The sequence below is a fragment of the Cobetia marina genome (assembly GCF_001720485.1).
In the GTDB taxonomy this organism is placed as follows: Bacteria; Pseudomonadota; Gammaproteobacteria; order Pseudomonadales; family Halomonadaceae; genus Cobetia; species Cobetia marina.
Window position 1 is genome coordinate 3,839,970 of record NZ_CP017114.1, and the last position, 18,933, is coordinate 3,858,902.

An 18,933-nucleotide genomic window follows, 5' to 3' on the forward strand; every position below is an offset into this window, starting at 1 on the left:
GGCTCCGCGAGCAGGAACAGGAGGGAGACTCCGAGGCGAGGCACCTCGGCGTCAGCAGGTTGCGACAGGATACGGCATCATTGCGTGGATGTTGCCTGCTTTGTGAAACCGTCCCCTTGGCGAGGGCCACAAGAGCCTGCACGCCAAGACCGAATGACGCCTGACATCAGCGGCGCTATAATCGAGCCCATTTTCTGCCTGCGCTGCCCCGCTCACTGAGCCGGCGCGGGACGTCCCGCCCAACCGGATCATTTGCAGACCCATGGACAAGACCTACCAACCGAACGCCATCGAGACGCGCTGGTACGAGCGCTGGGAATCCGAGAATCGCTTTGCGCCGTCAGGCCAGGGCGAGAGCTTCTCACTGGTCATCCCGCCGCCCAACGTCACCGGCTCCCTGCACATGGGCCATGCCTTCCAGGATTCCATCATGGACACCCTGGTGCGCTGGCGTCGCATGCAGGGTCGCAACACCCTGTGGCAGGTAGGCACCGACCACGCCGGCATCGCCACGCAGATGCTGGTGGAGCGCAAGGTCGCCGCCGAAGAAGGCAAGACGCGTCATGATCTGGGTCGCGAAGCCTTCACCGACAAGATCTGGGAGTGGAAGGAAGAGTCCGGCGGCAACATCACGCGTCAGCTGCGTCGCATGGGCACCAGCATCGACTGGAGCCGCGAGCGCTTCACCATGGACGATGGCTTCTACAAGGCCGTGCAGGAAGTCTTCGTGCGCCTGCACAAGGAAGACCTCATCTACCGTGGCAAGCGTCTGGTCAATTGGGACCCGACCCTGCACACCGCGATCTCCGATCTCGAAGTCGAGAACCGTGATCAGCAAGGCAGCTTCTGGCACTTCCGCTATCCGCTCGCCGATGGCGTCAAGACCGCCGATGGCAAGGACTACGTCGTCGTCGCCACCACGCGCCCGGAAACCCTGCTGGGTGACACCGGCGTGGCCGTCAATCCCAAGGATGAGCGCTACGCAAGCCTGGTCGGCAAGTTCATCGAACTGCCGCTGGTCGGCCGTCGCATCCCCATCGTCGCCGATGAACACGCCGACATGGAAAAGGGCTCCGGTTGCGTCAAGATCACTCCGGCACACGACTTCAATGACTACGAAGTCGGCAAGCGTCAGGGCCATCTGCTGATCAACGTGATGAGCCAGGATGCCACCATCCTGGAGCGCGCCGAGATCTACGACCTGCAGGGACGTCCGCAGCCCCAGGAAGACGCCAGCCTGCCGGCCGCCTACGCTGGCCTGGATCGCTTCGTCGCGCGCGAGAAGCTGGTCGCCGACATGGACGCGCTGGGTCTGCTGGAGCAGGTCGAGACCATCAACAACACCCTGCCCCACGGTGACCGCTCCGGCGACGTCATCGAGCCGCTGCTGACGGACCAGTGGTTCGTGGCCGTCGAGGAGCTGGCACGCCCGGCCATCGAGGCGGTCGAGAACGGCGACATCGAGTTCGTGCCCAAGAACTACGAGAACATGTACTTCGCGTGGATGCGTGACCTGCAGGACTGGTGCATCTCGCGTCAGCTGTGGTGGGGCCACCGCATTCCGGCCTGGTATGACAACGACGGCAACGTCTATGTCGGCCGCAACGAGGAAGAAGTCCGCGCCGAGAACCAGCTGGGTGCCGACATCGAACTGCGTCAGGACGAAGACGTCCTCGACACCTGGTTCAGCTCTGCGCTGTGGACCTTCGGCACCCTCGGCTGGCCGGCGGACACCGAAGAACTCAAGACCTTCCACTCCACCGACGTGCTGGTCACCGGCTTCGACATCATCTTCTTCTGGGTGGCGCGGATGATCATGTTCACCCTGAAGTTCAAGGGTGAAGTGCCGTTCCGCAAGGTCTACGTGCATGGTCTGGTGCGTGACAGCCTCGGTCAGAAGATGTCCAAGTCCAAGGGCAACGTGCTCGACCCCATCGACCTGATCGACGGCATCGGCCTGGATGAGCTGGTCGAGAAGCGTACCGGCAACATGATGCAGCCCAAGAAGGCCAAGGCGATCGCCAAGGCCACGCGCAACGAGTTCCCGGAAGGCATCGAGCCGCACGGTACCGATGCGCTGCGCTACACCCTGCTGTCACTGGCTTCCACCGGGCGTGACGTGAAGTTCGACATGGGCCGTCTCGATGGCTATCGCAACTTCTGCAACAAGCTGTGGAACGCGGCGCGCTACGTGCTGATGAATGCCGAGGACCAGGATTGCGGCGTCAACGGCGAAGCCGTCGAGCTGTCACTGGCCGATCGCTGGATCATCGCGCGCCTGCAGCAGACCGAGCAGCAGGTCACCCGCGCGCTGGAAGAGTTCCGCTTCGACCACGCCTCCCAGGCGCTCTATGAGTTCATCTGGAACGAGTACTGCGACTGGTATCTGGAGCTCTCCAAGCCGGTGTTGTGGGACGAGAACGCCAGCGCGGAAGCCAAGCGCGGCACGCGTCGCACCCTGGTGCGCGCGCTCGAGACCATCCTGCGCCTGATCCACCCGATGATGCCGTTCATCTCCGAGGAGATCTGGCAGCGCATCGCGCCTCACGCCGGCAAGCCGGTGGAAGGCGAGAGCATCATGAGCCAGGCGTGGCCGCAGGCCGACGCCGAGCGGATCGATGAGCAGGCCATCCGTGACATCGAGTGGCTCAAGGGCATCATCATCGCGGTGCGCAATATCCGCAACGAGCTGAACCTGTCCCCGGGCAAGCCGCTGGAGGTCTACCTGCAGAACGGGGCCGACGGCGACGCCGAGCGTCTGGAAGCCAATCGTCTGTTCCTGTCCAAGCTGGCCCGTCTGGAAAGCATCACCTTCCTGGCAGCGGGCGATGAAGCGCCGATGTCCGCCATCCAGCGCGTCGGTGAGCTGGAAGTGCTGGTGCCGATGGCCGGCCTGATCGACAAGGATGCCGAGCTCAAGCGCATCGACAAGGAACACGAGAAGCAGCAGAAGGTCATCACCGGTCTCGAGAACAAGCTCGGCAACGAGAAGTTCGTCGGTCGCGCACCGGCCGATGTGGTCGAGAAGGAGCGCGCCAAGCTGGCCGATGCCCAGGCGGAGCTTGCACTGCTGGAAAGTCAGCGCGCCAAGATCGAAGCGCTGTAAGCCACACTCGTCTTGATCGCAGGCAAAAGCCCCCGGCACCGAAAGGTGCCGGGGGCTTTCTTCATTCCGGGCATGTCACGGGAGTCGGCGCAGGCGCTCAGTCGTCGCAGGTGCTCAATCGTCGCAGGCGCTCAGTCGTCGCTGGCCGCGACAGGCATGAAGGTCGCCAGCAGGTAGCCGGTGTCATCCATCACACGCAGGCGAGCGCTCTCGCCACTGCCGACGATCTGATAGCGAGCCACCTCCTCCAGCATGCGATTGAAGGCATTGGACTGCTCCGGATTGGGGCACATCTTCATGGTCGAGGCCAGCGGGCCGATCTCCAGGGTCTGGCGAGACTCATCCAGTACCACCGGCCCCATCAGACGATTGCAGCCATTGCTGCCCACCAGACGCAGGCGGTCATCCTCTTCATCCGCCAGCTGCTCCGGTGTCGGGGCCTGCAACAGGAAATTGGGCGCCTCACCGGTCTCCTCGGTCTTCGAGAAGCTCCAGGGGGTACCGACCAGCGCAGGGCTCGCACTGCCGGCACCGCTCCCGCCGCCCTGCCCGGCGTCCGTCGCGCCTGAGTGACTGACCGCGCAGCCGGCCAGCAGGGAAGTCGCGATCGCCAGCGAAGTGGCAAGTGATAGACGGCGCAAGATGACGCTCATGAAGAGATCCCCCGTGATGAGCCTGCCTCGATGTCAGGCATTGATGAAACGATCGGGCGCGAGCATGCAGACCCGTCGCACAAACCACAAGCCCCTTGATGCCCTGCGCCATCCCGGTCCCGACAGGCCGACTGGCTTGCGAGACGATAGCCCGCCAGATCGCGTCTGACGCAACGATGCTTCTCTCCTGGAACATTCGAAAACAGTGTTTCTTGAAGAGCCTTTGAAATTACCATACGCCGTGGAGGCAGCGATAGGGATCGCTTGCTGATGCTTGATGATACCTCGCACCATCTGCACCAGGAGGGACGGAGATGCTGACCAGACGACTACTGGCACTCAATGCCACAGGATTCGCCTTGCTGATCAGCTGGTGGATACCGGCACTGGATTTCTGGCCCGATCTGGACGGCCGGGTATTCTGGGCATTCAATCACCTCATCTCGCCACTCAATCCGCACTGGGATACCCTGCTGGGGCTTCTCAACACGCGGTTCTTCGATGCGGCGGCCTTCGGCCTGATGGGTGTCCTGTTCTGCTGGGCGATGCTTGAGGATTCGCGCCCCGACCGCTACCGGCGCTGGACCAGCCTCGGCATCACCATGCTGCTGACCGCCGGTATCATCTCGCTGTTCGTGCTGCGCGCCATCAGCTACGGCCATGCCAGTCCGACTCGCGTCTTCCAGCACGCACAGCATCTCTCCGACCTGGTGTCCTTCAAGACCAAGGACTCGGCCTCGAACAGCTTCCCGGGGGATCACGGCTTGATGCTGATGGTCTTCGCCGGTTACATGTGGGCCTTCGCCCCACGACGCATCGCGCTGTGGAGTCTGGCATTCGTGGTGATATTGAGTGCCCCACGCATCATGGTGGGTGCCCATTGGTTCAGTGATGTCTATCTGGGCTCGCTCAGCATTGCACTGATCATTCTGCCCTGGGTGCTGTGTACGCCCGTGGCGCGCCGTCTGGCCAGAGCCATCGAGCGCTGCCTGTCAGGCCTCGGCCGGCACACGCTCGAGAACTGAAGAGCGACTCGAGAGCGCAAGACAGCCTCGAATCACCCCACGAGTGTCCTGTCGGCAAAGTGCCCATGTTCTGCCGGGGGCTCACCCTGTTCCCCCTGGCGCGCCGTCTCAGGGGCAGCCAAGAGGCTGCACGACTCGCCTTCCCTTTCCTGCTGCCGCTCACCCCCCGCTACCACCCGGTCGCGCCCCTGATGCTTGGCGTGGTACAGGCGACGATCCGCCAGCTGCAGCAGGTCATCCAGTGATTCACACTCATGACTGACGGCGACCCCTATCGAGACGGTGACCGGCACGGCGCTTCCCGCAAACTGTGGCGGCGAGCTGGCCAGCAGGGAACGTATCCGTCCCGCCACGGAAATCGCCTCGCCGCGCCCGCTGCGCGGCAACAGCACCAGAAACTCCTCACCACCGATACGCCCTGCTCTATCCCCCTGGCGCAGTGTGGCATTGAGCAGGCGCCCGATCTGTCTCAGGGCCTCATCACCTGCCGCATGCCCCCGCAGATCATTGATCTGCTTGAAGTGATCCACATCCATCATCAATACCGAGCAGGGCACGGCGTCCTGCCACCATTTTTCCGCCTGGCGCAGGGCCTGGCGCCGATTGAACAGCCCGGTCAGCTCATCGCGACTGGCATCCTGGCGGTACTGGCGTTCGAAGTGTTCGGTGAGTGCCAGCATGCGCCACAGGAAGGTGACCATCAGCATGAAGACGGCAAACAGGTTGAATGACTGCATGATCCAGACAGGGATGAAGCCATCGGAAACATGCTGAGAGGCCACCATCAGCGACAGCACTGCAGCGACGAAGAGAGACAGCGTGCTGATGACACGCACCTTGCCTGACAGGGGAGCAAGATGGATACCGGCCATCACGATGAAGAAGTAATACTCGTAGCCGGCGGCATTGCCGAAGCAGTAGGAGGCAAGCCAGGTCATCAACGTCAGACTGCCCAGTACCAGCACCAGAGCCATCAGCATGTGATGCTGACGATGCAACAGCACTCCCAGCAGCCCCACCAGCACCATGATGCCGCTGGCGAACGCCAGGCGTGGTGCCTTGAGCACCATGAAGACAGGCAGCCAGGCCACATAAAGGCCCAGCACCATCAGATAGACCCACAGATAGGCATGATAGAAACGGCGATGCTCGACAGCGAGCAGACGCGGTTCTTGACGCAACCAGGCACGAGCAACACTCAACATCAGGCAGTCCTTGCCATTCGGCAGTCATCACGTGGGCGAAACTCTCATGACACGGACACGGCCAGCGCGCGACAGGGGGAGTGTCATGGAGCCTGCACCTGTCTGGACGGCAGGGGTAGCCCTGCACAACACCAGAAAGCCACCGCATGACGTGTCATGTCTCATGCGGCGAGCATTATCGTTCTGATCACAGCATAAGCCCAAATGCCGGTTCCGCCAGCCCCGCACCGACATTGCGTCACCATTGTGCGACGCTTGCCCGCGCCTGCGCGCCGTCGGGCATCGCGACCCCGGCGTGAGCGTTACCAGCTGCCGGTATTGGCCATCGAGACCCACGGTTCCTGCGGCGCAAGGGGTTCGCCGGCCTGCAGCAACTCCAGCGAGATGCCATCCGGGCTCTTCACGAACGCCATGTGGCCGTCACGCGGTGGGCGATTGAGGGTCACGCCATTGTCCATCAGATGCTGACAGGTGGCGTAGATGTCCTCGACACGATAGGCCAGATGGCCGAAGTTGCGCCCGCCTTCATAGTCTTCCGGATCCCAGTTGTGCGTCAGCTCCAGCATCGGCGCCTGCATCTCACGGGCACGTTCGGCATCCTGCGGGGCTGCCAGGAAGATCAGCGTGAAGCGGCCCTTCTCGGAATCCTTGCGCGAGATCTCGACCATGCCGAGCAGGTCACGGAAGAAATGCAGTGAAGCGTCGACATCACGGATACGCAGCATGGTGTGCAGATATTGCATGGATCACTCTCTTGAACGATGGATGAGCCGGCACTGAAGACGGGAAAGGACGTACGCCGAGCGAAGCGGGCTCGGCGTACGGGAATATTCTAGACACACGACTGCCGCGCGACGAGTCTCCTCGCCACGCGGCAATGTGGTGATGCTTGCATCCTGCTGCTGGCGCCTCGCGCCGTCAGGCGATGCGTGAACTGCGCTCCAGCCGCACGGGGACCGCCTTGGAGGCAGGTGTGCCGGTATCGCTGCCATGGCTTTCCAATGCGACCAGCACATTGGTTTCCGGATAATAGGCACCGATGCAACCGGCCGGGATATCGTATTCCACCAGCTTGAACTGAGGCGCACGCCGCTCACTGCCATCCGGGCGCGGCTCACCGACCATGTCGACCCAGTCACCATCGGCCAGCCCCAGGCGGGCAAGGTCCTGCGCATTGATGAAGACCACTCGACGCTGACCCGACACGCCACGATAGCGGTCGTTGTAGCCATAGACGGTGGTGTTGTACTGGTCATGGCTACGCATGGTCTGCAGGGTCAACCAGCCTTCCCGACGCGCGAGCTGCTGATGCAGCACGGACCCCGGCAGCGCCGCCGCCGAGAACTCCGCCTGGCCACTGGTGGTGGGGAAGCGCAGCTCACGCACCGGGTTGGCGAGATGGAAACCGCGCTTGTGGGTCAGACGGGCATTGAAATCGGCAAAGCCGGGAATCACCGCCGCGATCTCGTCGCGGATGAGATCATAGTTCTCGCTCAGCGCCTCCCAGTTGACCGGGTCACTCACGCCGCGCCGTGGCAGCACCCGGGCAAGCGTGGCGCGCGCGATACCCGCGATGATGCCGGGTTCCGAGCGCAGCTCGTCACTGGCCGGCGCCTTGATGCCAGCGCTTGAGTGCACCATCGACATCGAGTCCTCGACGCTGATGTGCTGGGAGTCCACCTGTACGGAGCGGTCGATCTCGCTGCGCCCCAGACACGGCAGAATCAGCGCTTGCGTCGTCTTGCCGATCACCAGATGACTGCGGTTGAGCTTGGTGCTGATCTGGACGTTGAGCTTGAGGTTGCGCATGGCCGCCTCGGTGCGCTCGCTGTCCGGCGTGGCGCGCGTGAAGTTGCCGCCCAGCGCGATGAAGGTCTTCGCCCTGCCCTGTTCCAGCGCCGCCAGACTCTCCACGGTGTTGAAGCCCTGGCCACGCGGCATGCTCACGCCATAGCGGGCTTCGAGTGCATCGATCAACGCGGCCGGCGCCTTCTCGTCGATGCCCATGGTGCGGTCACCCTGGACATTGGAATGTCCGCGAACGGGGCAGGCACCGGCACCGGGACGCCCGAAATGGCCCCCGAGCAGCAGCAGATTGACGATCTCCCGGACGCTGTCCACGGCGTGCAGATGTTGCGTGATGCCCATCGCCCAGGTGCAGATGACGTTGTCGGCCCCGGCGAAGATCATCGCGGCCTCCTCGAGCTGCGTACGGGTCAGCCCGGACTGATCCTCGAGCGTGGCCCAGTCCGTCGCCTCGACCACGTCCTGCCAGGCCGTCGCTCCCCGCGTGTGGCGCTCGATGAAGGAAGCAGCGCGCGTGAATTCGCCGCGCGCCTCCATGGCGAAGAGTGCCTTGGCCATGCCACGTACCGCCGCCATGTCACCCCCCATCCGCGGCTGGTAATAACGATGGCTGATGGGCTGACTGGAGAGGGTCATCATCTCCAGCGGCGACTGCGGGTCGGCGAAGCGCTCCAGCCCCCGTTCACGCAACGGATTGAAGCTGACGATGCGCGCCCCACGTCGAGAGGCACGTCGCAGGTCCCCCAGCATGCGGGGATGGTTGGTGCCGGGGTTCTGACCGAACACGAAGATGGCATCCGCGTGCTCGAAATCCTCCAGCAGTACCGTGCCCTTGCCGACACCGAGACTCGCCTTCATGCCGACGCCACTGGCCTCATGACACATGTTGGAGCAGTCGGGGAAGTTGTTGGTGCCGAACAGACGCACGAACAGCTGATACAGATAGGCCGCCTCGTTGCTGGCGCGTCCGGAGGTATAGAACAGCGCCTCATCCGGGGACGTCAGCGCATCGAGGTGCTCGGCGATGATCGCGAAGGCCGCCTCCCAGCTGATCGGCTCATAGCGGTCACTGGCCGCGTCGTAGCGCATCGGCTCGGTCAGGCGGCCCTGGTCCTCGAGCATGAAGTCGTCCCAGCCCAGCAGCTCCGTGACGGTGTGCTGAGCGAAGAAGCTTGGCGTGACACGCTTGGCGGTCACTTCCCAGGCCACTGCCTTGGCGCCGTTCTCGCAGAATTCGAAGGAGGAGCCGTGCTCCGGATCGCCCCAGGCGCAGCCGGGGCAGTCAAAGCCCTTGTCCTGATTGGCCTTGAGCAGGGAGCGCACGCTCTTCCATGGCGCCCTGGAGTGACTGACATGCTGACCGACGCTCTTGAGCGCCCCCCAGCCGCCCGCCGGACCGGAGTAGGCAGCGATGCGGGGATGGCGCGTCATCCTCTCATCCTCACGTGGCAGGCGAGCCGATGCGTGCTCAGGCGTCTCGGGGGCGGCAATATCAGTCATGTCAGGGTCCACAGGCAAAAGGGGAAGGCGGGAAAGGTTCAGACAGGCGTGAGGACGCGCCAGGGGCCGTCAGTCGGCCTGACCACTGAGCAGCTCGAGTCGACGCCCGCGATGGGCACAGATCAGGTTGAGATCACAGGCACGCGCGGTCTCCACCGCCAGGCGTGAAGGCACGGCAAGGGTGGCAAGCGTCGGAATGCGGGCACGGATGGTCTTCTGGACCAGCTCCAGACTGCAGCGACTGGAGACCAGCAGCGCCTCGGGCCAGACGCCGCTGTCGAGACTCATGCCGATCACGCGGTCCAGCGCATTGTGGCGACCGATATCGGCCCCCTGCGAGATCAGGCCGCCCTCGGCGTCCAGCCCCAGCGCCAGGTGCATGCCGCGCCGTGTCGCGCGCTCCAGGCGCTCCAGCCCACGCATCAACGCCTCAGGTGAGAGCGCTGCCCGTGGCGGCAGTCGTGTCAGGCCAGCCATCAGCTCGGCCTCATCCTGCACGCCACAGGCGCCACAGCTGGACACGCTGCTCTCGCGCCGCTGATGGCCCTCGGCCTTGCGCGCCAGCGCCTCGCTGACATCCAGACGCACCGCCAGCCCATGGCGCAGCCGTGAGAGGTGGATGGCAGTGACCTCCTCACGCCGCGTGATCCAGCCTGCGGTGAAGGCGTGCCCCAGCGCCAGTGGCTCCAGCGCCTCGGGGCTCGCCAGCAGCGTGCCCATCGGGATCTCATTGAGCACCAGACTCACGGGTAGCTCGGAGGGCCCATCCAGCTCTCGCAAGGGCCGCTCACGCGCATCCTGATAACGCAGTCCCTCGGTCGCTGCTTGATAGAGTGAATCACTCATTCCGACACCCCGTTGTGCGCGACATCACTGTGCAGATTCGCGAATGTACGCAAGCCGTCATGGCGATACGATAGCGTCATCATCGATCGCTCACCAATTGAACTCGCCCGTACCTTGATAGACACCATCAATGAAATTGCCAGCATGAGGCGACCCCTTGATCCCGCGCAGGAAATTCGTGCGCGAGTCACGTAAAATATGCCGCCGAACCACGAAGGCTCGCCTGGACGACGCGGCACTCACGCGCTGTCGCACGCCTTCCCTTCTGATCATCCTGCTCCGGATTTACGTTCCGGCCCGCATGAGGACTCCTGCATGACCGATACCCCCACGACCGTCGCACCGGCTGCCGACACCGCTCGTCCCAGCCCGCTGGCGCCGCAGCATGTCGTCTGCGCGCTCTACAAGTTCGTCACCCTCGAGGACTTCGAGGCGCTGCGCGAACCGCTGCTGGCAGTGATGGACGAGCATGGCATCCGCGGCACCCTGCTGCTGGCACGCGAGGGCATCAATGGCACCGTCTCCGGCTCTCGCGCCGGCATCGATGCCCTGCTGGCCTGGCTGACGGCAGACCCGCGCCTGGCGGAACTGGATACCAAGCAGTCTCTGGCAGAGCAGTCCCCCTTCCTGCGTGCCAAGGTCAAGCTCAAGCGCGAGATCGTCACCATGGGCGTGGAAGGGATCGACCCGCGCCATACCGTCGGTACCTACGTGGAGCCGAAGGACTGGAACGCGCTGATCTCCGACCCTGACGTGCTGCTGATCGACACCCGCAACGACTATGAAGTGGAAGTGGGGACCTTCAAGGGTGCCGTCAACCCGAACACGGCCGCTTTCCGTGATTTCCCGGACTATGTCTCCCGTGAGCTGGACCCGCAGCAGCACCGCAAGGTGGCGATGTTCTGCACCGGAGGCATTCGCTGCGAGAAATCCACCGCCTATCTCAAGGAGCAGGGGTTTGAGGAGGTCTATCACCTCAAGGGCGGCATTCTGAAGTATCTGGAAGAGGTGCCCCAGGAAGAGACGCTGTGGCAGGGCGAATGTTTCGTGTTCGATGACCGTGTCACCGTCGACCACAAGTTGCGCCCCGGTCAGTTCGACCAATGTCACGCCTGCCGTCTGCCGATCACGCAAGCGGACAAGCAGAGCGACAAGTACCAGAAGGGTGTCAGCTGCCCGCGCTGCTACGACAAGCTCAGCGATGCCCAGAAGGCACGCTTTGCCGAGCGCGAGAATCAGATTCGTCTCGCCGAGCAACGGGGTGAGGCGCACCTGGGCAAGGACGCGCTCGCCCAGATGCAGGCGCGTCGTGACGCCAAGCAGCGTCAGCGCGAAGCGGCTCGTCTGGCCGCGCTCAAGGCGCAGACGCAGGACGCCGACAAGGGCTGACCCCGACCTCGTGCGTGGCTGAAGACTGATCAAGACACCCCGTTTTCACGGGGTGTCTTGCGTTGCCCTCTCCATCACCCGTCCACGTCTGCCGGCCGAGGGAGCGAGCGCAACAGCTCCAGCACGGCATTCAGCCGACGGCTATGCTGTTGGCCGCTACGCCACAGCAGCCCCACCGTCTCGCCCTCCCCGGGCAGGCGTCGCGCCACCAGCCCCGTACCGAGACGCGAGTCGGCAAGGTGCTCCGCCAGCACGCTCACCCCCAGGCCCGCCTCCAGCATCACGCCCAGCGCCGCGATGGAGTTGGCTTCCAGCAACGGCGACGGCTGATGGTTCAGCTGTGCCAGTTGCTGATTGAGCCGGCGTCGCTGCTGCATCTCTGGCGTCAGCAGCACCAGCGGATACTCCCGCAGACACTCCCATGCGGGTGTCTCGGGCAGCAGGAAATGCGCCTGACTGGCAATCAGCGCCGAATGCTCCTGATAGAGCGGTCGGCAGGCGAAGCCGCTCATGGCGGGGGCCGCCGGATAGCCGACCGCGAGATCCAGCTCACCATCCTCCAGCCCCTGAGCCAGCGAAGAGGTGGACAGCTCCCGCATGCGTAGGGAGAGCTGGGGAAAGGCCTCACGCAGACGCGGCAGGAATTCCCCCACCGCCGCCAGCGCGGACGGCACGACACCCAGCGTCAGCCGACCGGTCAGCACGGCCTCGGGTGACAGATCTCCCTTGAGCTCATCCAGCTCGGCGATGATGCGCCGCGCATGGGTCAGCACCCGCTCCCCCTCCGGCGTGAAGCCTTCGAAACGATGCCCTCTGAGAATCAGCGCCGTGCCCAGCTCCTCTTCCAGCTGCTTGAGACGCGCCGAGAGCGTCGGCTGGGTGACATGGCAGACTCGCGCCGCCCGTCCGAAATGGCGTTCATTGGCCAGCGCGACCAGAAAGCCCAACTGCCGATGATCCATGACGGGGTCCTTGCGAGGGGGAGAGTAGAGAAAGTGAATGGCACGCAGAGCAGATGCACGCGACGACGGAAGGCCGGACACGACGACGCCCGGCGGAAATCACCGGGCGTCATCATCGGCGCAGGGCCGCTATTGCATCGCGCCTCATGCCTCACGTCTCGTGCTGACAGTGAAGCGGCGTGTCTGGCGACCTGCTTACTGGGCAGCGTCCTGAACGGCTTCACCTGCGTGCTCGACATCCTGGCCGGCACCGTCAACGGTGTTGCAGCCGGAGAGTGCCGCCACAGTGAAGAAAGAGGCGAACAGCAGTGCAATGGTACGGGACATGGTCATGCTCCTTGTGGTGATGGATATCATGGATCCTGCCATTCAACGCGTCATGCCTGCGCTGATACCCATTACCTTGGGCCACCCTGCGGGGTTTCAAGGGAGAAATTCATGTTTCGTTCATTGCCTGAATCCGCTGCCACCTCACTCGCTCAGCTGGCCGACTCCTCGATGGAGCCCCCCAGATGCTCAAGATCTTCCCCGAAGCCTTCCACGGTGTTGCAGCCTCCCAGCATCAGGCCGAACAGCAGAGCCGCACCGGTCATCATCATGAAGCGTCGCATGGGTATTCCTCTCTCAAGTGCCTGATCGCACGCAAGGTGTCGATCAGGCCGTCAGGCTCAGCTGGCTGCGTTGTCGATCTTGCCACCCAGGTGTTCAAGATCCTTGCCAAAGCCGGCCACCGTGTTGCAGCCCGTCAGGGCCACGCTGGCCACCAGCAAGGCGGCCATCATCAAGCGAGTCACTCGCATGTCGTGCATTCCTGATCAATCGTCTCTGCCACTCTGACCTTCGTGACACTGGAAAGTGCCAATTCTCAGCGATTCACCAGCAGGATCTTGCCCAGTGCCTCGCCGGATTCGATCAATTCATGTGCCTTGGCGATATCGCGGAAGCTGAACTGATGCTCGTCCAGCAGCGGGCGAACCGCCCCGGCCTCCAGCATCTCGCTCAAGGCGTTGAGCAGCTCCGGCTGCTCATCCATGCCGATACCGGTCAGCAGCGGCACCGAGCGGAAGATGACATGCAGCGACAGGTTCTTGGCGTGCAGCTGGGTCAGGTCGTGGGTCGAGCGGGTGTTGATGGAGCACAGCCGACCGGAGATCGCCGTGGCCTCGATGGAGCGATCCAGATTGTCACCACCGACGGTGTCGAAGACGAGATCGAAGCCACGCCCGGAGGTCAGGCGTGCCACGTAGTCACTGACCGCTTCCTCGCGATAGTTGATGATCTCGTCGGCGCCCAGCTGACGCGCCAGATCGGCCTTGGCCTCGCTGGACACGGTGGTGGTGACATGTGCGCCGAGATACTTGGCGATCTGCACCGCGACATGGCCGACCCCTCCGGTACCGGCGTGGATCAGCACGTGCTCGCCTTCCTTGATCTGACCGCGCGAGACCAGCGCCGTCCAGGCCGTCAGGAACACCAGCGGCAAGGCCGCGCATTCTTCCAGGGTCAGCGCCGCAAGACTCGGGCGTTTCACGATCACACGGGTGTCAGCGATCATGTAATCCGCCAGTGCGCCCTGCCAGCCCTTCACGCCACCGGCGCAGCCCAGCACTTCATCGCCGACCGAGAAATCCGTCACGCCCTCGCCGACGGCGTCGATCACCCCCGCGACATCGCCATTGAGGATGGCCGGGAAGTCGGGGTGCGACTTGACCAGGCCACTGCGCAGCTTGGTCTCGATGGGATTGACGCTGGAGGCGGATACCTTGATGCGCACCTGACCTCGTGCCGGGGTCGGCGTGTCCAGCTCGCGCTCGACGAACACATCCGGGGCGCCGTATTGCTCGATGACCATGGCCTGCATGTGGGAAGACTCCTGAACAATGAGAAAGAAGCGACGCCCTGCCCGCACGGCGTCGTCATGAAAGTTGGGTGACACCTCGCCACGAAGGTGGCGCCATGTCGGCAATGACCCGAGCTTACTCCGTGTCATGCCTCAAATCAGCATCAGGTCAGCACCAGCTTGAGCACGATGAGGAAGATCACCGCCACCGTCAGCCACTTGACCCAACGCGCACCGGCAGGGCTCATGTTGACCCGCGCACCGAGGAAGGCGCCGCTCATGTTGCCGACCGCCAGTACCAGGCCATAGGCCCAGCGCACCTGACCATCGAACACGAAGACCGCCAGCGCCGGCAGGGTATACATCAACACGATGAAGACCTTGAAGACGTTGACCTGGGTCAGATCGATCTTGAGCAACCGGTAGAGCACCACGATGAACAGCACGCCGACGCCCACCTGAATGAAGCCACCATAGAGACCGATGCCGAACATCGCCAGCAGCACGATGGGAGTGATGCGTTCCGGCGTCAGCTCACGCGTGTCGATGCGCGGCGTCGGCAGCAGCATCATGATCGAGCACACCACCATCACCACGATCAGCACGCCCTCGAAGGCCTCGGCACTGATCCGGGTCGCCAGCCAGGCCCCCAGCATCGCGCCCAGCACGGCAGGCACGGCCAGTCGCCAGGCCACCCCCATGTTGTGCGCCCCCGCCTTGAGGAAGGTGCTGGTGGCAGTCGCACTCTGCAACGCGATCGCCACGCGGTTGGTGGCATTGGCCTGTGCGGGGGGCAGGCCGAGAAACATCAACAAGGGCAGCGTCAGCATCGAACCACCCGCCGAGAGCACATTGATGAAGCCGGCCACGCCACCCAGCGCGATCAGCGCCACCACGCTGATCAGATCAAGGCCGCCTGCCAGCCCTGCCACATCACTTGTCATGCCGACATTCCTTGTCTTGCCGTAAAAGGGGGACACGCTGCACCCACTTCGTCATTCAGAGCGCGCGATGCCCGACACACCCTCCTCGCAGGAACCTCGCGAAGGCAGGGATGCCGGGCATCGTGGGTGATGCATTGCGTCACGTCATGCAGGATTCAGGCACATCTGCCGGAACCTGCCGGAACTCAGGAAGCCAGAGCTTCCTGACGGCCACTCTGGCGCACGCTGTAGGTCAGCACGCCCAGGAAGATGGCCAGCCCGGCAATATCATAGGTCAGCTGACCATGCGGCCACAGCATCAGCGCTCCCAGCGGGAACATCGCCAGACGCAGCCACCAGGGCAGTTCGTGCTCCAGATAGCCTTCCATGCCCGCCACGATAGCGTAGATCCCGAACAGCGCGAACACGAAGACCGTCAGCATCTCACCGATGTCACCGGAGATCAGCGGACTCCAGGCGAACAGCAGCGGCACGATGTAGAGCCCCTTGGCGATCTTCCACGCCATCAGGCCTGTCTTCATCGGCGGTGTCTTGGCGATGGCGGCAGCCGCGAAGGCGGTCAGGCAGACCGGCGGCGTGACGTTGGAGTCCTGGGACAGCCAGAAGATGATCATGTGGGCACTCACCAGTGCCATGGTCAGCACGTGCGGCGACAGCGCCTGCTCATACAGCTGGCTCTGGAAGGTATCCGGCACCAGGGCCAGCAGTTCACGTGCGGCGTCCATGCTCATCGGCGCGCCCAGCAGGTCCAGCTTGTCAGGTGCCGCCAGCATGAAGATGGCCTTGGCCTGCTCCGGCAGGTTGCCCGCCGCCAGCAGATCCACCAGCTGGGAGTGCGCGATCAGGTTGTAGAGCGCCGGGGCGGACAGCGTGCCCAGCACGATATAGGACGCCGTCACCGGCAGCCCCATGCCCAGGATCAAGGACGCCAGCGCGACCAGGATGATGGTGATCAGCAGGCTGCCACCCGCCCAGTCGGTGATCATCAGCGAGAAGGTGTTGCCGATCCCCGTGGTGGAGACGACATTGACGATCAGCCCGACGGTGATCAGCAGAATCGCCGTGGTGGTCATGTTGCGCACCCCGGCCAGCATCGCCTCGATGATGTCGCCGAGCTTCATCGGGTTCTTCGACAGCCACGAGGCCGCGATGACGGACAGGATCGCGATGCCGGCGGCGTAGGTCGGCGTGAAGCCGTAGATCAGTGCACCGACCAGCACGAACAGCGGTGCCAGATAGTGCCAGCCATCCTTGAGCACGTCCTTGAGGCGCGGGCCCTGCGGGTCATCCAGCGCCGTGGCGTCGGAGCGCTTGGCCTCGATGCGCACGAACATGGCGACAGACAGGAAGTAGAGCAGCGCCGGCAAGGCGGCCACGCCGACGATGGTCAGGTACGGCACCTGGGTATAGGACGCCATGATGAAGGCGCCCGCGCCCATCACCGGCGGCATCAGCTGGCCACCGGTGGAGGCGGCGGCCTCCACACCTGCCGCGAAGCGCGCCGGGAAGCCGGCACGCCGCATCAGCGGGATCGTGATCACGCCGGTGGAGACGGTGTTGGCGACACTGGAACCGGAGACCGAGCCCATCAGGCCGGAGGCGAACACGGCCACGAAGCCCGGGCCACCCTTGAAGCGACCCGCCGCGCAGCGCGCCAGATCGATGATGAAGTCACCCGCGCCGGACTTGACCAGGAAGGCGCCGAACAGGATGAACATGAACACGTAGGACCAGGAGATGCGCGCGATGGAGCCCAGCATCCCTTCGCCGCCGATGAAACTTCTGAACAGCACCGTCTCCCAGGTCAGGCCCGGGAAGTTGAACACGCCACCGACATACTTGCCCCACCAGGCCACATAGGTCAGCGCGATCAGACACAGCACCGGGATGAACCAGCCGGTGGTGCGCCGCGCGAACTCGAGAATCAGCCCCACCGCGACGATGGAGACCACCCAGTCCGCGGGGGAGAACACGACCCCACGATCATAGAGCGCATCCTCGAAGCCGATCAGATAGAGACCGCAACCCAGTGCCGCCAGCCCCAGCATGACATCCACACCCAGCACCCAGCGCTTGGCACCATCACTGGACGGCGTCAGCATCGGGATGGTCAGCGCGCACAGCAGGCCGAACAGCCCGAAGTGCAACGCGCTCACCCACAGCTCCGACAGGGTCGAGATGGTGTTGAAGTACAGATGCGCCAGACAGATGACGATGGAAATCACGAACACGGCCCGCCCTAGCCAGGGCAGTTCCATGCGCCATGGCGCGGCTTCGACGGATTCATCGCGCACACCGGACAGGTCCGGCGCATCCGGCACGGCTTCAGTGGGACGAGAGGGCTCTGGCGAGCGGGAATCATGCATGGCGGTGCCTCAAGACGGGATCAGACAGCGATGGCGCGGCGGCGACGTGTGGCGTCAACCTGCGCCCGGGCTTGCGAGGAAATGCGGACTTGCTTCATCAATGACGTCGGTGACATCAGTGATGCATGGGCAGGCTTTGGCCTGGCAGAGGCTGCCTTGCGAAACGAAGGCGCAGCATGACGCCGGACCGGCACTGTCTTGTTGGACTGCACAGCCCTCACCGCGGCCATGGGCGCGCGATGAGGGCAGCGATGGAGCGGATTCAGGGGTGGGTCAGTCGGCGATCAGACGCTCAGGGATCTCGATGCCCTGCTCCTTGAAGTAACGCACGGCACCCGGGTGCAGCGGCAGCGGCAGACCAGCGATGGCCTTGTCGAGTGCCATGGCCTTGGTGGCCGGGTGGATGTTGTTCAAGAACGGCAGGTTCTCGTACATGGTCTTGGTGATCTGGTAGACGTCTTCTTCGGAGACGTCATCACGTACCACGAGGATGTTCGGCTGGGCGATGGTGTTGATCGCCTTGTCCTGGCCCGGATAGGTGCCAGCGGCGATTTCATACGGTGTCCACAGCTCGAACTGGGAATTGACCTTGGCCAGCTGCTCTTCGGTGAAGTCCAGCGTGGTGATCTCGTCACCGAGGTTGGCGTAGGCACGCGTCACGGCGGAAGCCGGTGCGCCTGCCGGAATGTTCATGCCATCGATGTTGCCGTTCTGCATCGCGTCGGCACTCGGGCCATAGCCCATGTAGGCCAGATTCATCTTGTCGGCATCGATGCCCAGCTGCTCGAGAATGAAGCGACCCGAGCCCTCGGTGCCGGAGTTCTTCTTGCCGATGGAGAAGCTCTTGCCATAGAAGTTGGTCATGTCCTCGATGGTGCCGGTCTTGACCTCATCGTTGCGTGCCACGAAGTGCTCGACGTTCTGCCACAGCATCGAGATGCTGCGCAGGTCCTTGTGCGCCTTGTTGACCGGCGGAGTGCCATTCCATGCCCAGGCGCCATAGAGGCCCTGGATGATACCGAACTGGGCCTGGTTCTCTTCCATCAGCTTGAGGTTCTCGCCGGAGCCGGCGGAGGAGATCGCGGACACCGAGATGCCGGCGGTCGGCTCGAGCTTGACCTTGATCAGCGTGGAAAGCGCCACACCGACGGGATAGAAGGTACCGCCGGTGGTCGCGGTACCCATGATGTACTTGCCTTCCGCCTGGGCTGCGGCACTGAGGCCCAGAGAGGCAGCGATGGCGAGACCGAGGCCGGCCTTGAGGAACTGGCGCTTTTGCATGGAATGACTC

At 63.7% G+C, this 18,933-nt stretch carries 16 protein-coding genes; 3 read left to right on the forward strand and 13 right to left on the reverse strand.

All coding sequences use genetic code 11. From position 1 onward, the window contains the following. Nucleotides 1-262: 262 nt before the first annotated feature. Nucleotides 263-3,106: a valine--tRNA ligase gene (locus BFX80_RS16160; protein WP_084209425.1), complete on the forward strand. Its 2,844-nt coding sequence runs from the start codon at nt 263-265 to the stop codon at nt 3,104-3,106. 131 nt (nt 3,107-3,237) lie between these two features. Here BFX80_RS16160 and BFX80_RS16165 read toward each other — a convergent pair whose 3' ends face one another. Then, complete coding sequence (locus BFX80_RS16165) at nt 3,238-3,759, reverse strand: META domain-containing protein (protein WP_077378721.1); 522 nt, start codon at nt 3,757-3,759, stop codon at nt 3,238-3,240. Nucleotides 3,760-4,073: 314 nt separating this feature from the next. Between BFX80_RS16165 and BFX80_RS16170 the strand changes: the two genes are divergently transcribed. After that, the gene (locus BFX80_RS16170) at nt 4,074-4,784 is read left to right on the forward strand and encodes a phosphatase PAP2 family protein (protein ID WP_084209426.1); all 711 of its coding nucleotides are present in this window, start codon (nt 4,074-4,076) and stop codon (nt 4,782-4,784) included. Nucleotides 4,785-4,816: 32 nt separating this feature from the next. Here BFX80_RS16170 and BFX80_RS18200 read toward each other — a convergent pair whose 3' ends face one another. The 4 genes from BFX80_RS18200 to BFX80_RS16190 all read right to left on the reverse strand — a co-directional run bounded on the left by BFX80_RS18200 (nt 4,817) and on the right by BFX80_RS16190 (nt 10,141). Further along, on the reverse strand, nt 4,817-5,989 hold the full coding sequence (locus BFX80_RS18200; RefSeq protein ID WP_084209427.1) for a GGDEF domain-containing protein: 1,173 nt from the start codon (nt 5,987-5,989) through the stop codon (nt 4,817-4,819). A 302-nt stretch (nt 5,990-6,291) separates the two neighbouring features. Further along, complete coding sequence (locus BFX80_RS16180) at nt 6,292-6,732, reverse strand: VOC family protein (protein WP_084209428.1); 441 nt, start codon at nt 6,730-6,732, stop codon at nt 6,292-6,294. 175 nt (nt 6,733-6,907) lie between these two features. Next, nucleotides 6,908-9,295, reverse strand: a complete 2,388-nt coding sequence (locus BFX80_RS16185) for an FdhF/YdeP family oxidoreductase (protein WP_394327509.1) — start codon at nt 9,293-9,295, stop codon at nt 6,908-6,910. 69 nt (nt 9,296-9,364) lie between these two features. Beyond that, nucleotides 9,365-10,141: a formate dehydrogenase accessory sulfurtransferase FdhD gene (locus tag BFX80_RS16190; RefSeq protein ID WP_077378706.1), complete on the reverse strand. Its 777-nt coding sequence runs from the start codon at nt 10,139-10,141 to the stop codon at nt 9,365-9,367. A gap of 315 nt (nt 10,142-10,456) precedes the next feature. On the opposite strand from BFX80_RS16190, the gene trhO reads away from it, so the two are divergent. Then, nucleotides 10,457-11,530: an oxygen-dependent tRNA uridine(34) hydroxylase TrhO gene (gene trhO, locus BFX80_RS16195; RefSeq protein ID WP_084209430.1), complete on the forward strand. Its 1,074-nt coding sequence runs from the start codon at nt 10,457-10,459 to the stop codon at nt 11,528-11,530. 74 nt (nt 11,531-11,604) lie between these two features. On the opposite strand, the gene BFX80_RS16200 is transcribed toward trhO, so the two are convergent. The 8 genes from BFX80_RS16200 to BFX80_RS16235 form a co-directional block, all read right to left on the reverse strand. After that, complete coding sequence (locus BFX80_RS16200) at nt 11,605-12,492, reverse strand: LysR family transcriptional regulator (RefSeq protein ID WP_084209431.1); 888 nt, start codon at nt 12,490-12,492, stop codon at nt 11,605-11,607. Nucleotides 12,493-12,687: 195 nt separating this feature from the next. Beyond that, on the reverse strand, nt 12,688-12,819 hold the full coding sequence (locus tag BFX80_RS16205; protein ID WP_077378697.1) for an entericidin A/B family lipoprotein: 132 nt from the start codon (nt 12,817-12,819) through the stop codon (nt 12,688-12,690). A gap of 152 nt (nt 12,820-12,971) precedes the next feature. Further along, complete coding sequence (locus BFX80_RS16210; protein WP_084209432.1) at nt 12,972-13,103, reverse strand: entericidin A/B family lipoprotein; 132 nt, start codon at nt 13,101-13,103, stop codon at nt 12,972-12,974. A 57-nt stretch (nt 13,104-13,160) separates the two neighbouring features. Then, on the reverse strand, nt 13,161-13,292 hold the full coding sequence (locus BFX80_RS16215) for an entericidin A/B family lipoprotein (RefSeq protein WP_077378691.1): 132 nt from the start codon (nt 13,290-13,292) through the stop codon (nt 13,161-13,163). A gap of 65 nt (nt 13,293-13,357) precedes the next feature. Beyond that, complete coding sequence (locus BFX80_RS16220; RefSeq protein ID WP_084209433.1) at nt 13,358-14,353, reverse strand: zinc-dependent alcohol dehydrogenase family protein; 996 nt, start codon at nt 14,351-14,353, stop codon at nt 13,358-13,360. A gap of 143 nt (nt 14,354-14,496) precedes the next feature. Further along, nucleotides 14,497-15,276: a sulfite exporter TauE/SafE family protein gene (locus BFX80_RS16225; protein WP_077378685.1), complete on the reverse strand. Its 780-nt coding sequence runs from the start codon at nt 15,274-15,276 to the stop codon at nt 14,497-14,499. A gap of 185 nt (nt 15,277-15,461) precedes the next feature. Beyond that, nucleotides 15,462-17,534, reverse strand: coding sequence for a TRAP transporter permease (locus tag BFX80_RS16230; protein WP_205632796.1), 2,073 nt, complete (start codon nt 17,532-17,534; stop codon nt 15,462-15,464). A gap of 381 nt (nt 17,535-17,915) precedes the next feature. Next, the gene (locus BFX80_RS16235; RefSeq protein WP_077378679.1) at nt 17,916-18,923 is read right to left on the reverse strand and encodes a TAXI family TRAP transporter solute-binding subunit; all 1,008 of its coding nucleotides are present in this window, start codon (nt 18,921-18,923) and stop codon (nt 17,916-17,918) included. Nucleotides 18,924-18,933 lie beyond the last annotated feature (10 nt).

Excerpts from the sequence above, each read along its gene's own strand:
- BFX80_RS16160 (WP_084209425.1), top strand. The coding sequence starts at position 263 with ATGGACAAGACCTACCAACCGAACGCCATCGAGACGCGCTGGTACGAG.
- BFX80_RS16165 (WP_077378721.1), bottom strand. The coding sequence starts at position 3,759 with ATGAGCGTCATCTTGCGCCGTCTATCACTTGCCACTTCGCTGGCGATC.
- BFX80_RS16170 (WP_084209426.1), top strand. The coding sequence starts at position 4,074 with ATGCTGACCAGACGACTACTGGCACTCAATGCCACAGGATTCGCCTTG.
- BFX80_RS18200 (WP_084209427.1), bottom strand. The coding sequence starts at position 5,989 with ATGTTGAGTGTTGCTCGTGCCTGGTTGCGTCAAGAACCGCGTCTGCTC.
- BFX80_RS16180 (WP_084209428.1), bottom strand. The coding sequence starts at position 6,732 with ATGCAATATCTGCACACCATGCTGCGTATCCGTGATGTCGACGCTTCA.
- BFX80_RS16185 (WP_394327509.1), bottom strand. The coding sequence starts at position 9,295 with ATGACTGATATTGCCGCCCCCGAGACGCCTGAGCACGCATCGGCTCGC.
- BFX80_RS16190 (WP_077378706.1), bottom strand. The coding sequence starts at position 10,141 with ATGAGTGATTCACTCTATCAAGCAGCGACCGAGGGACTGCGTTATCAG.
- trhO (WP_084209430.1), top strand. The coding sequence starts at position 10,457 with ATGACCGATACCCCCACGACCGTCGCACCGGCTGCCGACACCGCTCGT.
- BFX80_RS16200 (WP_084209431.1), bottom strand. The coding sequence starts at position 12,492 with ATGGATCATCGGCAGTTGGGCTTTCTGGTCGCGCTGGCCAATGAACGC.
- BFX80_RS16205 (WP_077378697.1), bottom strand. The coding sequence starts at position 12,819 with ATGTCCCGTACCATTGCACTGCTGTTCGCCTCTTTCTTCACTGTGGCG.
- BFX80_RS16210 (WP_084209432.1), bottom strand. The coding sequence starts at position 13,103 with ATGCGACGCTTCATGATGATGACCGGTGCGGCTCTGCTGTTCGGCCTG.
- BFX80_RS16215 (WP_077378691.1), bottom strand. The coding sequence starts at position 13,292 with ATGCGAGTGACTCGCTTGATGATGGCCGCCTTGCTGGTGGCCAGCGTG.
- BFX80_RS16220 (WP_084209433.1), bottom strand. The coding sequence starts at position 14,353 with ATGCAGGCCATGGTCATCGAGCAATACGGCGCCCCGGATGTGTTCGTC.
- BFX80_RS16225 (WP_077378685.1), bottom strand. The coding sequence starts at position 15,276 with ATGACAAGTGATGTGGCAGGGCTGGCAGGCGGCCTTGATCTGATCAGC.
- BFX80_RS16230 (WP_205632796.1), bottom strand. The coding sequence starts at position 17,534 with ATGGAACTGCCCTGGCTAGGGCGGGCCGTGTTCGTGATTTCCATCGTC.
- BFX80_RS16235 (WP_077378679.1), bottom strand. The coding sequence starts at position 18,923 with ATGCAAAAGCGCCAGTTCCTCAAGGCCGGCCTCGGTCTCGCCATCGCT.